This is a genomic window from Leucobacter sp. UCMA 4100 (assembly GCF_027853335.1).
Taxonomy (GTDB): domain Bacteria; phylum Actinomycetota; class Actinomycetes; order Actinomycetales; family Microbacteriaceae; genus Leucobacter_A.
Genome location: NZ_JAFEUS010000002.1, coordinates 945,599 through 958,592 on the forward strand (window position 1 = coordinate 945,599; position 12,994 = coordinate 958,592).

Annotated in this window: 9 protein-coding genes; 2 read left to right on the top strand and 7 right to left on the bottom strand. The window is 55.1% G+C overall.

Annotation, left to right across the window (positions count from 1 at the left end; genetic code table 11):
* Positions 1 to 23: 23 nt before the first annotated feature.
* The 6 genes from JSO19_RS04610 to JSO19_RS04635 form a co-directional block, all read right to left on the bottom strand.
* Positions 24 to 1,676, bottom strand: a complete 1,653-nt coding sequence (locus tag JSO19_RS04610) for a CDP-glycerol glycerophosphotransferase family protein (protein ID WP_270910049.1) — start codon at positions 1,674 to 1,676, stop codon at positions 24 to 26.
* A 17-nt stretch (positions 1,677 to 1,693) separates the two neighbouring features.
* A complete protein-coding gene (locus tag JSO19_RS04615) occupies positions 1,694 to 4,297 on the bottom strand; it encodes a CDP-glycerol glycerophosphotransferase family protein (protein ID WP_270910050.1) in 2,604 nt (867 codons plus the stop codon).
* Entirely contained in the window at positions 4,294 to 5,361 is a 1,068-nt protein-coding gene (locus tag JSO19_RS04620; RefSeq protein WP_270910051.1) for an NAD-dependent epimerase/dehydratase family protein, read from the bottom strand. The genes JSO19_RS04615 and JSO19_RS04620 overlap by 4 nt, the downstream gene beginning before the upstream one ends.
* On the bottom strand, positions 5,358 to 6,092 hold the full coding sequence (locus JSO19_RS04625) for an IspD/TarI family cytidylyltransferase (RefSeq protein WP_270910053.1): 735 nt from the start codon (positions 6,090 to 6,092) through the stop codon (positions 5,358 to 5,360). The genes JSO19_RS04620 and JSO19_RS04625 overlap by 4 nt, the downstream gene beginning before the upstream one ends.
* 339 nt (positions 6,093 to 6,431) lie before the next feature.
* Positions 6,432 to 8,582 (bottom strand): acyltransferase family protein, encoded by a 2,151-nt coding sequence (locus JSO19_RS04630; protein ID WP_270910054.1) that lies wholly within the window; start codon positions 8,580 to 8,582, stop codon positions 6,432 to 6,434.
* Positions 8,583 to 8,704: 122 nt separating this feature from the next.
* The gene (locus JSO19_RS04635; RefSeq protein WP_270910056.1) at positions 8,705 to 9,658 is read right to left on the bottom strand and encodes a MetQ/NlpA family ABC transporter substrate-binding protein; all 954 of its coding nucleotides are present in this window, start codon (positions 9,656 to 9,658) and stop codon (positions 8,705 to 8,707) included.
* A gap of 142 nt (positions 9,659 to 9,800) precedes the next feature.
* Here JSO19_RS04635 and JSO19_RS04640 point away from each other — a divergent pair, with 142 nt between their 5' ends.
* Positions 9,801 to 10,880, top strand: coding sequence for a methionine ABC transporter ATP-binding protein (locus JSO19_RS04640; protein WP_270910058.1), 1,080 nt, complete (start codon positions 9,801 to 9,803; stop codon positions 10,878 to 10,880).
* Complete coding sequence (locus JSO19_RS04645) at positions 10,877 to 11,557, top strand: methionine ABC transporter permease (protein ID WP_217136027.1); 681 nt, start codon at positions 10,877 to 10,879, stop codon at positions 11,555 to 11,557. The genes JSO19_RS04640 and JSO19_RS04645 overlap by 4 nt, the downstream gene beginning before the upstream one ends.
* Before the next feature lie 518 nt (positions 11,558 to 12,075).
* Here the strand turns inward: JSO19_RS04645 and JSO19_RS04650 are convergent.
* Positions 12,076 to 12,993 carry a glycine betaine ABC transporter substrate-binding protein gene (locus JSO19_RS04650; protein WP_217136025.1) on the bottom strand — a complete coding sequence of 306 codons (918 nt, stop codon included), beginning with the start codon at positions 12,991 to 12,993 and terminating at the stop codon, positions 12,076 to 12,078.
* Position 12,994: the final 1 nt, after the last annotated feature.

Sequence of the window (12,994 nt, forward strand, 5' to 3'; positions counted from 1 at the left end):
GCCTCTTTTATCAAGTGAGATAGTTACTGCTGCGTATGGAAGCGTGAAACAAGCATTTCTGAGATTCGTTCGATGTTCTTGCCGTCTTGAAACTCATTAATTAAACGATAATTTGCTTCGTGTTCCGGTGTGCGTGCAGAGTTGAGCGATATCGTCCCATCTTCATCCAGACAGCCGCTGAGCGTCTCAGCAAGCTCCTCAGCCGAGAAAGCCCGGTGCCCAATATACTCTGAGGCTTGAGGGATCAGCTCACCTGTAGCATCCTCATACTCTTCAACATCAGGTTGGAAGAAAACAACCCCGGCACCACGGTAAAAAGCATTATAGGCAATCGAAGAATAGTCTGTAATGAGGAGCTTTGTGTCGGCAAGGGCATCGGAAACCGTCCCTTGCCAACAAGCATTTCCAAATTCTGATTGCAGTAAAGTATCCCTAAATTTTGGATGCGGCAGGATTCGAAGGTCAGCATCTTGCATCACGCTTCGACATGCTTCTACAGCGTCTAGCAAGACCTGCAGGTAGGCAGTCTCTGAGGGCTCGGCAATGTGTTCGTCATACGGGCGCCAAGTAAGCATAATCGTGACAACATCTGGCTTCAGCCCCGCAACCGAATTCGGCTGAATTAGCGAGAACTGCCCGAGTCCTGTCACCGCCACCCTTTCTGGTGGGAGCAAGAGGTCACGAACGATGACAGCCTTCTCTTTTTGGCTGCTCGCAATGATTATTTCTGGTTCTCCTTCTCTGCCATGAACGTATACAGAGGATCGCCCCAGATTTTTCATATAGATAATACCGTGCTGCAAAAAGACGTACGGTTTAATATAGATTCTTCGCCGAAGCCATGAATTATTAGAGCGAATAATTGAAAGGTGAGTAGGCACCTCAGTACCGATGAAGGTATGCGCAGTAAAGATCTTCCAGTAATAAGCCCACGAGTATTTGGTAATTACGCCGGGAGTTGAAGCGACTTTTCTGTAGTCAGCGCTGTCTTTTTCAATAATGAAGAAAGAATCCGGGTTTTCTCGGCGCATAGTGACAAAAAGCTCAAAAGCTCCCTCTTCGGCTTTAGCAGCGAACTTCTCATAGAACAGATAGTTTTTCTTTGAAGAAAACTGGTCGTGCACTCTACCGAGCATGTAGAGACAGCAGCATACTAAGCCTGACTCCATGAAACGAAACCGAACAGTATTTTCTACGGCAAAAACAGGCCGTTGGACGAAAACAATCGTGCTCGAGTTAGTTCGTCTGAGGTGTTGCGCCTGACTGCCTTTTCGCCGTTGAGAGAAGGGGACGTAATAGAGACGTCGGTTTTCTTCAGCTTGCTTATTGTAAAAATAGACAGGTTGTGAATGCTCTATCTGTCCTTCAGAAAAATAGTACTTCACATGGTTGTTGATCTGATCGTCAGCAGGAAGGGGCACGCGAACAAAGTGCAGTGATCTCAAGAAATCAATTGGTCTCTTGATCCTGCTCTTACTTAGACGCCGAATATGTAAAGGCTTGGTTCGTTCCCCTGCCCCTACTGCAACTGTAGCCGTTACCGACTGATGGTCGCTCTCTTCATCATTTGGAAGGTAAATAATCTGAAGAAGGCAGAGTTTTCCACCAAGCAGTCTTGCAAATAGCGTTTTGTGTCTGAGTGCTTCCGGCTCGGGATTTTCGGCCCCTTCAATCATATTTCTACGTAGCCCACTCACTGACGTTTAAAGTCTTTTGCTATGACCGCGTCATAGATACGCTTACCATTCTGATGATCTTGATGGTAGAAGAAATTCTTGATTTTCTTACCAATTTCTGGGTCAAGTTGACAGCCCTTTTCCATCAAACGAATAAGCTCTGCTACCAGTTCGTCCTGTTCTGCAAACACCTTGCCTAGGGCATCTGTTTCGTAACTGTAAACGCCTTCTTCGTACGACGGCGGCAACGTCTCAGGATGGTAATAAAGAATCGGCTTATTCATGTACGCAAAATCAAACTGAACACCAGAGTAATCAGTCACCATAACGTCTGCTTCAGTCAGCAACTTTTCGTAGCTTACGTCGTCTGTCGCAGCGAGCACCTCAACGTCGTTAAGCACCTCTTGGAAATCAAGATAGTGAGAGCTGATAACCGGGTGAAGCAGGAACTGAAGTGTATAGCCACTGTTCCTGGCAGCTGCAACTAATCTTTCATCATTAAGAAGCCTCGTGTAGAGCAGGAAATAGTCGGACTGTAGGAACTGTTCGCTCCTTGGCCTAGACTGCCCGAAACGTCCTGGTGGGGCTAAATATGTCCTCCAAGTAGGAGTAATGAGAATTCGCTTTTGGGCGTTTGAAATAAGCCCGTCATACCGGGCAACACCAGTTGTCACCAAATCTTCTTCTGAGTAGCCGGCTTCAGGAAGCATAAGATTCCGCTTCTCAAAGTCTGATGCCAAACAATACATTCTCGTATTATCAACGTACTTGTTCAAGATCCACGGTAGACGCTGCACGCTCAAACCGTGTTGGAGGAAGACGGTGTTGTAGAGGAAAAGGCCCCGAAGGTGTCGTTCGATCTTCCCCAATCCGTGCTGCAGAGGTAAGACAGTATGTGTCGCAAATACGATATCGGCGTTTAAGAATGCCAGCTTATGCTTCAACGTGCCAAATTTGAGAAATTTTTTCTTTTCTTGACGAAAACGTGAAGCATCAGGTGTATCGGAACGTTGAACGTAATATTTTTTTATACCGTCGTCCTGTTTCGAAGCGTAATTAAAGGCGTATTCGCCGTTATCCCCCGCTTTGTAAACTTTGTCGGAATAAAGCCATACCCGCTTTGAACCGAAAAAAGGTTTCGTAAGCCAGAACGCCATGCGAAGTAGTGCAGCTCGCCCCGCCCCTTTTTCACGGTTTTTCAAAATTGAAACCAAGAACCTTGATTCAGCAAGAAAAACATTCTTCTTCGAAGAAGGCTCAATGCGAAGCGACTTATCTTCGTACCGCATCAGTACAGGCCCAAGATCCCAGTAGCTCCGGTTTCTTGACGTCAACTTTGCTAATGGTTTTCTGAACTTGAGATCATGGACAATCTGAATTCCGGAAACCTTGTCGATGCTGACAAATCTCAGCCACTTTGCATCGATAAAGTCCTTCAGCTCAACGGAGGCTACGAACGTAGGGTGCCGATGAATGTTTTTTCCGAAAATCTGAAATTCTGAGTATCGCTCGACATCTGGGAGCAGAATTTGATTGCCCGTAGAGCTCTCAAGGAAGAGATCAACATTTTCATGATCAACAAAAGCTGGGAAGAATCCTGCAATTTCTAGCTTGTCCTCATAAAAGGCCATCGAGTCAATAGCAATTCGTGTGCCAGACAAACTAGCAATCGTTGTATAGCCATAACGTGTCAGGACATCGTTGCCCGTCCGCTGGTAATTTGCTGCCGCTTCCTTGTCTGGCTTTAAACTCTGCAGATACATACGAGTACTTCTGTTCAAGTTCTGGAGCACGTCGCTGCCTCGAAGCAGAAGTTCATCCGAAACTGAAGACAAGACCCTTCCAAGGAACAAGAAGAACTGGTCTACTTCTCCCGAATTGAGTACCTGTTTATGCTTGGTGTTCACATTAGTGACGATACGCATTTCTAACAGATAAAGAAAAGCCTTCTGCAGCGTCTCAGGAACTCCCTGATACGTGCTGTTACAGAGATCAAACAGCTTTTCCCAACGTCTGACAAATTCCAAATACCAGTCGCTATCAAAGTTGTCCAAATAACGCAGGTCTGGATTCTCGGCGGGCATAGCTACCGCATCAGGGATAATACGCATACGTCCGGAATGAACCAGGCAAAGATTATAAAGGATTGAATGGTCGAGAATATCCAGCTCTCGATATACGCGAAGTACGGATGTTCTCACTAGAAGTGGGAATGCACCCGTCCAGATCGCTTCATCATCGTTAACCGTCATTGAGCCGCGCTCGAGCGTGTGTTCAACTAGGCGGTGCTGATATGTCCTATCAACGTGCATCTGAACATCGGGAAGCCCGGCAGCTCCCGATTCGTACCTCGCAAAAGCGTTCTTTTTGAACGTCACGGCTACATTCAAAATTTCGACAAAGTCGTCAGGAGCAAGGTTTTCGAGAAAAGCTAACTCGTTCAGCTGGCTTTGCGTGAGCTTGGTGATCTCAACGTGGGGATAGTTCTCGGCGACAAAATCATAGGTCGAGAAAACAAGGAAGGTGTTCTTAGACTGCTGAGCAATCGTATCGACCGAGGCAAGTGTGCCTTCCAGCGCCTCTGGTTCAAGTCCTTCTGTAAAAACTAAAGCTATATTCATCGGGCAAGAATTTCCTGGTGGTGTTGTGCTGTACGCAAGATACCGTTGCTTACTCCTATTTCAGGAGCCCAACCAATTTCTTTGAGCTTTGTTGGAAGCACTACCACTTTTCCGGTAGCTCTACTCCAGAGCGGATTGTGCTGTGGCCGAACCTCAAGTTCTTGAGGACTGCGGCCCGTTTGCTCCAGAACTGTTTCAGCGAGCACGCGAATTGATACCTCAGCATCAGGGTTAGCGATGTTGAAAGCCTCAGGTTGTATACCTGCTTTGAGCATAATCCTAAGAATCGCCGTCGTTGCATCGGCAATATACGTATAAGTCCTCACGCTGCTACCGTCTGAAAGCAGGACAATCGGCTCACCATAAAGTGCCTTCTTCAAGAACTCAGCTTGCACTCTGCCGTCATTCAGTGACATACCGGGTCCGTAAGTGTGCGACAGCCTCGCAAGCGAAGAACGAACACCATATTGCGCCCCATAGGCCACGCAGAGGTTCTCGGCTAGGCGTTTACTCTCAGGGTACGCTGAGCGCAGATCGAGAGTATCAACCGCTCCGTAATCAGTTTCTGTTACGTAGCGAATATCTTCCTGTTCCCCAAGCTCTCCGTAGATCTCCATAGTAGAGACAAAGCAAAAGGCTGCGCCTGTTCTTCTCGCGAGCTCTAGAAGGTTCCAGGTTCCTTGAACATTTGCTTTGATAACGTCGACCGGTTGATTCTTGAAGAAAGAAGGTGAAGCAGGGCTTGCTGCATGAATGATGTAGTCAAGACTTTGCACCGAAGAGAAATCTACGTCAGTAACATCGCCAACAAGAGCTACAAACGACTCATGCTTACGGAGATCACCAAAAGCTTCTTCTGCTTTTACCTCATCGCGATAGTTCGCGATGACTTTCGGACCAAAGCCGTTAAGGTCGTCAGCGAGTGCGAGCAATGCACGTACCACATACTGGCCGACCATACCCGTAGCACCGGTGACGAGGATTGTTCTTCCCGAAAACTCTTCTCGAACATCGGCCAAGTGTTCAACGATATATGCCATGTCCTTCAGCACTGTTTGCGTCATGCTTGACCTCCAAGAAGATTTTGGTATTCGCCGCTACTAAAAAGGTACGAAAAGTACTCTAGATCGTTCGGAGTCGTGAGCTTGATATTGCCCCGCATACCGTCAACAAGATGTAGTTTCTCGTTGTAATAATTCATAAGATGCGCTTGGTCGATGAAGTCGCCAACTTTACCGTCTTCGCGAGCGCGTTGGTTCGCAGAAAAGATCTTCCCTAGCCTAAAGCTCTGGGGTGCCTGCAGAACATACATCTCAGATCGTTCCGGAATACCCTCAATGCTCACACCGTCACGAGAGATACCAACAGTTTCAAACGCGGGGATGCTCGTAATCGCACTACCGAATTCAAGTACGCTCTTAATGTTTTTGGTTATCAGATCATACGGAAGGATCGGCCTAACACCATCGTGAATGAGAACAACTGAATCGCTGCTAACTCCATCGTTAACAGCAGCTTCTAACCCGTTCATGATCGATTCATGTGCTGAGGAACCACCGGCAACAATTTTTCGGACCTTATCAATTCCGAATTTTGCCGTAACAGTTTTCATGCTTTCCACTTGGTCTTCAGCGACCACAAGAAAAACATCATCAATAGTGTCATGAGCCTGAAACTGATCAAGCGTATGAACAAGGATCGGTTTATTACCGACTTCAAGCAACTGTTTTGGAACCGCTTTTCCCATGCGCGTGCCTACTCCACCAGCAAACACAACAGCAATAGTTCTTGACAAGTCCACTCCCACCCATAAAAAATCTGTCTTGGAGCTCAAGAAGACACCTGTCGATACTACCCCACCGACTCGCAAAGCTAACCGGGTAAAACGTTCTTCGATACTCCGTTTACAGTTTTCGCAAGAGCACAAACTCATATCGCACGGCTGTCGTCTATTCGATGGATTAGGGGTGATACATGAACCGATGGCTCCTTATTCACCAGGCCAGCGAACCGCGGTTACGCACTGCTGCCGTAAAGGCTAAAGCTGCTTTCCCTCCTCAGTTTCAAAGCATGTTTCTTCTCATATGACGCCTCGATAAGAGAAAGGCTTCAGCCTCCCAGGATTCGTTTTGCTTTATTGCCAAACTTCACCCAGCTTCTCCGCCAGCGGATCCGCCAGCGACTCCGAGTAGCTCGCCGTCTGGTGATGGCTGTCGCGCCACACGAGGGTGTTGCCCACCACGGCCGGGCAGTTGTCGGCGTCGGGGCACACCCAGTTGTCCATCGAGATAACCTCGACGCCGTCGACCTCTTCGGCGGCGTCGAGCTCAGGGCGCGGAATCTCCTCGAGAGCCTCCTTGCGCGGCGTCGAGCACTTCGTGAGTTTCGTCGGATGCTCTGACACGCACTCGGGCACGTGGTGGCCCATCTCGGGTGTATCGGCGATAACCACGAGGTCGATGCCCTGCTGCGTCAAACCGTCCCAAATGTCTTCGTAGGCGTTCTCGAGCACCGTTTCCCACTCGCCCTCTGGCAAGATCTCGCCGCCCTTCATAATGCCGCGGCTGCCCTCGTTGCTCGTGATCACGACGTCGGGGCTGGTCGCTTCGATCTCGTCGTATACGGCGTCAACCCACTCGCGGCATTCTGGGTACGATCCGCCTTGTTTCACCTGGTCTGCGGGCGCAAACGCGCAACCCGACTTCGTGTGCACGGTGAGCTTAAAGCCCTGCTCCTCGGCAATCTCAATGAGTGCCGGCGCCCAGTTCGCCGCGTGCGAGTCGCCAACGAGCACGACCTCGGTGCTCGAATCAGTGTCGCCAAACGCGCAGTCGGCGGGCTCGGTGCCCTCGTAGTCGCGGTGGCAGTTCCCGTCGCCGTAGTGCTGAGCGTTGTCTTTGTTGGCCTCAAGCACGGCTGGCGCGATACCGTCGCTCACCACGTCGACTGGCGTGCCCGATCCCTCAAACGAGCTCAGATCGTCGTCTGAAACATCATCGGTGAGCACGCGAGCGCCCTGAGCGTTCTCGGCGACCGGCTGCTCGGCACCCGTGATGCGGGCAAAGCCGAACACGGTCGCGGCAGTCACCACCGTGATCATGATCATTGCAAACCCTGAGCGAATAGCGGCCCACGAGCTCCTCTTCACGCGGCCCCAGTCGCGAAACGGCACCTCGACGAAGCGGTAGCTCGCATAGGCGGGTGCGAACGCGAGGGCGCACATGACGATGCCCCAGACGGGCGTGAGGGTTCCGCCGAGCAGCGCCGTCGCAAACACGATGAGTGGCCAGTGCCACAGGTACAGCGAGTACGAGAGATCGCCGACGAAGCGCATCGGGCGAAGCGAGAGCGGCCTGCCGATGCCCTGGGTGTCGCGGCCCTCGAGTCCCGAGATGATGATCGCGGCCGTCGCGAGCGTGGGCACGAGGGCGGCGGGGCCGGGAAAAGGGATCTCGCCGACGACGAAGGTCGTGCCCGCAACGACGAGCGCAGCAGCGCCGGCGTAGCCGAGCACGAGGGCTACCCGGGCGGGTATGCGGCTCAGCTGAGGCGCGAGAATGGCGAGCAGCGCACCGATCGCGATTTCCCACAACCGTGTCGTCGTGACGAAGTAGGCGACCTCTGGGGTGCGGGCCGTCGCGACCACCGCCCAGATGAGCGAGGGCACGGCCACGAGCAGGGCGGCGCCGAGCGCCCACCGGCGAAAGCGGGACTCGCTGAGCGGCTCGCTGATGCCCGCGGCACGGGCCTTGCGCCTCATGAGCACGAGCACGGCGATGAGCAGCAAGGGCCACACGATGTAAAACTGCTCTTCGACCGAGAGCGTCCAGAAGTGCTGCAGCGGGCTCACCGAGGCCCCCGCGTTCTGGTAGCCGGTGCCCGCCGCAAACACCCAGTTCGCAACGTAGGCGGCGGCCGCAGCCGCTTCAAGCGCGGTGTCCTGCCAGCGCAGCGGGGGCAGAATGAGCATGGCGAGCACGAGCGTGACCACGATCACGAGGGTCGCCGCCGGCAGAATGCGCCGAATGCGGCGCGCATAGAAGTCGGCGAGGTCGATGCGGCCGGTTCGGCTCACCTCGCGCAGCATGAGGCCAGTGATAAGAAAGCCCGAGATGACGAAGAAAACGTCAACGCCAATGAAGCCGCCAGAAAAGAATGGCACGCCCGCGTGATAGAGCAGAACGAGCATGACGGCCACGGTTCGAAGGCCCTGAATGTCGGTTCGATGCCCGCCTTTCGCGCGCACTGGTCTCGAGGTATTCGGCTGTGTCATTACCGCAGACATGTCGTTACGGTACCCTGCCCGCATGGGCAAAGCACGAGTGTTCACTGGAGATTCGGTGAACGACGAAGCGCGCAGGCACCCACGTAATGCGGGGCCTGCGCGCTCAGGGAGCGGGCTAGCGCCTACTCAAATTCTTTGATTTGCTCGGCGAGTACCTTGAGCAGATCGTCCTGGGTTTCGTCTTTCTCAACACCGTCATACTCGGGATGCTCGGTGATCACGGCCTGCACCTCGGGTGCGTGGTACAGCTCGGCGACGCGCTTCAGCGCCTTGTTGTCGCGGTCTTCGCCGCGCACGGCAAACACGTTCACGTACTGCTGCAGGTCGGGGCGATTGGCATCTTCACGGTAGATCGTCTCTTTTTCACCGAGGCCAGCCGCCAGCTGGAACGGGGTATCGACGAACGCGATGTCGACCGAGTCGAGCGATGCAGCCGTTTGCGACGGATCGATCGGAGTCACCTTACCGAGCTTCGAAGCCTCGTAGTCGATGTCGTCAATCGTGACGTTCCAGTCAGCCTCACCCTTGAACGCGATGAGTCCAGCGTTATAGAGCGCGAGCAGCGGGCGCACCTGGTTTGCCGGGTTGTTCGAGATCGTCACTTCGCCGCCCTCGGGAACCTCGTCAATCGAGCTCCACTGCTTCGAGAAGATCGAGATGGGGAAAATCTCGGTCGAGCCAATCGGCACAAGATCATCACCCTGCGTCGCGACGTGCTGCGCGAGGTAGCGAACGTGCTGGAACTTGTTGATGTCAATGTCACCCGAGGCGAGGGCCGGGTTTGGCGTCGTGTAGTCGGTGAATGAAACGAGCTCAACCTCGATGTTCTCTTCGGCCGCGAGATCGACGAGCACCTCCCAGTGCGCTTCGGCGATGTCGTTCACGCCGAGCTTCACCTTGGTCACTTCTTCGCTTCCGGCAGCTGGCTTCGCATCGGCGTCGCTCGACTGGGTGAGCTTCGGCACCACAAAAGCAGCGATCACCGCCAGAACGGCAACAATCGCGATCGTGACCCAAAGGCCGACGCGCGACTTGGGTTTCTCGGGCCTAGCGGGCTGGGGAGTGGGTGCTGACATGATCTTCTCCTTGAAAGCGTCAGGGGCGAACAGCATTACTGTAGGCGCTCGGTCACCCGGCCACCAAAAGAGTGTTACCGAGTGTTACGCTACAGCCCGCTCGATGCGGGCCCACGGCCGAAACCGAACTACACTCATACCCATGACACGTACCGAGCTGGGCCGCTCGGAGCACGCTTCTGGCATCAGCCACCCCGACGCAGCGTCGACCGATTCGATCATTCGCTTCACAGGGGTAGGCAAGACGTTTGCCAAAGCCGCTTCAGCCGCGCTTACCGACATCACCCTAGACATACATCGAGGCGAGATCTTCGCCGTGATCGGCTACTCCGGAGCCGGCAAATCAACCCTCGTGCGCCTCATCAACGGCCTCGAAAAAGTCACCACCGGCACCGTAGACGTCGACGGAACCCGCGTGAGCGACCTGCGCGAGGGCGAAATGCACCGCGTGCGCGGCAACATCGGCATGGTCTTTCAACAGTTCAATCTCATGAAGTCGCGCACCGTCTTCGGCAACATCGAGTTTGCGCTCATCGTCGCCGGATGGACCAAGGCGGATCGCACCGAACGCATCTGGGAGCTTCTCGACTTCGTCGGCCTCGCCGAAAAGGCCTGGATGTACCCGGAGCAGCTCTCGGGAGGCCAACGCCAGCGCGTCGGCATCGCCCGTGCTCTCGCCGCGAAACCGAGCGTACTGCTCGCCGACGAGGCCACGAGCGCACTCGACCCCGAAACAACGCACGAGGTGCTGCAACTGCTCGCCCGCACAAACCGCGAGCTCGGCGTCACCGTCGTCGTCATCACCCACGAGATGGACGTCGTGCGCAGCATCGCCGACCGCGTCGCCGTGCTCGACAACGGCCACCTCGTCGAGCTCGGCACCACCTACGAGCTCTTCGCCAACCCGCAAACCGAGCGGGCAAAAGCCTTCCTCGCAGCGGTCTCGCAAACCGAGCCCAACGCCGCACAGGTCACTTCGTTGCGCGAGCGTGGCCACGAGCGCCTCTTCACGATCCACGTCACCCGAAATCTCGATGTCGGCGGGCTGCTCTCAGAAGCGGTTGCCAGCTACGGGATCCGCTTCGCTCTGCTCTTCGGGGGCATCGACATCATCCAACAACAGCAATTCGGGTCGCTCACCGTCGCCCTCAGCGGCGACCGAGTCGACGAAGCGCTCGCCCACCTGCGCGAGCACGCAACCGTAGAGGAGCTCGCCGCATGAGTTATCTCAGCAACAACAAAACCCCGTGGGAAACCCTCTGGCCGCTGCTCTTCAAGAGCCTCGGGCAAACCCTCTACATGGTGTCGCTCACGCTGCTCGTCGCCGGCCTCATCGGCCTCATCATCGGCGTGCTGCTCACCGTCACCCGCCCCGGCAGCATTCTCGCGAACCGCTTCGTGAACACGACCCTCAACGTGATCGTGAACTTCTTCAGGCCCATCCCGTTCATCATTCTCGTTGCCCTGCTCGGCCCCCTCACGAAACTCGTCACCGGCAGCATCATCGGCATCAACGCCGGCATTTTCGTCATGACCATCGGTGCGGTCTTCTCGATCGCGCGCATCGTCGAACAAAACCTCGTCACCGTCGACCCCGGCGTCATCGAGGCGGCGCGCGCGACCGGAGCACGGCCGTTGCGCATCATCCTCATGGTACTGCTGCCCGAGGCCCTCGGACCCCTCATTCTCGGCTACACCTTCATCGTGATCGGGATCGTCGACATGTCGGCCATGGTCGGCGTGATCGGCGGCGGCGGGCTCGGCGACTTCGCGATCACGCGCGGCTACCAGGTGTTCCGCTGGGAAGTCACCTTCGTTGCGACCCTCGTCATCGTGGCGCTCGTGCAGCTGCTGCAGTTCGTGGGCAACTCGCTGGCGCGCAGGGCGCTGCGCCACTAGCGCGGGCGCCCCGAGCGTTCGCGCCGCGATCCACCGTTCGCACCGCGATCCGCCACCGTGTGGTCAAAAAGTGTCGAAATCTCGCAGGAAATCGACACTTTTTGACCCCAGGGCGAAGAAAAGTGACCACACGGTGCCTCGGCGAGGCGAAAAAACGCGAGCAAGCGGGCTGGACAGCGCTCCCGTGACTGAATTCGCTCGAGTCCCGGGTTCGGGCCCCGGCTGGCGCCGCGATCCGCCATCGTGTGGTCAAAAAGTGTCGAAATCTCGCGGGAAATCGACACTTTTTGACCACACAGTGCGCGAAAGTGACCACACGCGGGGCGGGCGGGGCGAAGAAGCGCGTGGAAACGCGAAGAAGTGGGATGGGCGGGGCGAAAGAGACAGAGAGGGCGGAGCGAGAAGGCGCGAAGGAGCGCGCGGGAACGCGCGCCCACGCAAAAGCGGGGCCCGCCAGCCGGATAACCGACCAGCGAGCCCCGCTGAATGTGCGTTAGGGTCTCGGCCCTACCCCAGAACTACTTGAGCAGGCCAGGGAACGCGTCTGCGTTGTCTTCGATCCACTTCGAGACGGCGCCCTCTGAGTCATTCTCGTACTCGTCGCTCGTGACGAGCTCCTCGAGTGCACCATACGCGTCATCGTCGAGCTTGATCTGTTCGATCAGGTCAGCGAGATCTGCGTAGTCTTCCTTGAAGCCATCGCGAGCGAGAATGTGCAGGCCCTCGGCCTCACCCATTGCGCCCTTAGGATCTTCGAGGTCCTTCACGTCGTAGGCACTGTTTGCCCAGAAGGGGCGCCACAGCGTCACAACGATCTCTTCCTTCTTGTCGATCGCTTCGCCAAGCATGGTGAGCATGGTCGCGGTCGACGAGGTGCTGAGCGTAATCGTGTCTTCGAGCTCGTACTCGGGAATCATCGAGTCTTCGGTCACGCCAGTGAGGCCTGCGCCAGGCTCGATGCCGATGATCTCGCTGCCGAAGAGGTCAGCGTTGTCCTTGAGCTCGTCGATCGAGTTGAGCTTCGAATATGAAGGAACAGCGATGGTGAGCGTTGCTCCCTCGTACCAGGTGCCGAGGTCTTCGATCTTGTCGCCGAACTCCTCCATGTAGCTTGCCTGGGTTACCTCAGGCCAAGCCGAAGCAAAGAGGTCGATGTCGCCCTGCGAGAGGCCCGCGTACATGGGGCCGTTGTCGGTGAGGTCATCAACCTCAACCTTGAAGTCCTTCTTCTCAAGCTGATCCTTGAGCAGGTACGCGATGCTCTGGCCGTCAGTCCAGCCAGCAATGTACGAAACCTTGATGGTGTCGCCGCTTGCCGACGAACCGTTGTCTGAGCCGCCGCTGCTCGTTCCGCCGCTACCGTCGCTTGCGCAACCAGCGAGTGCAAGAAGCCCTGCGGTGCCGAGTGCGAGTGCACCCATAAAACGTTTTTTCATG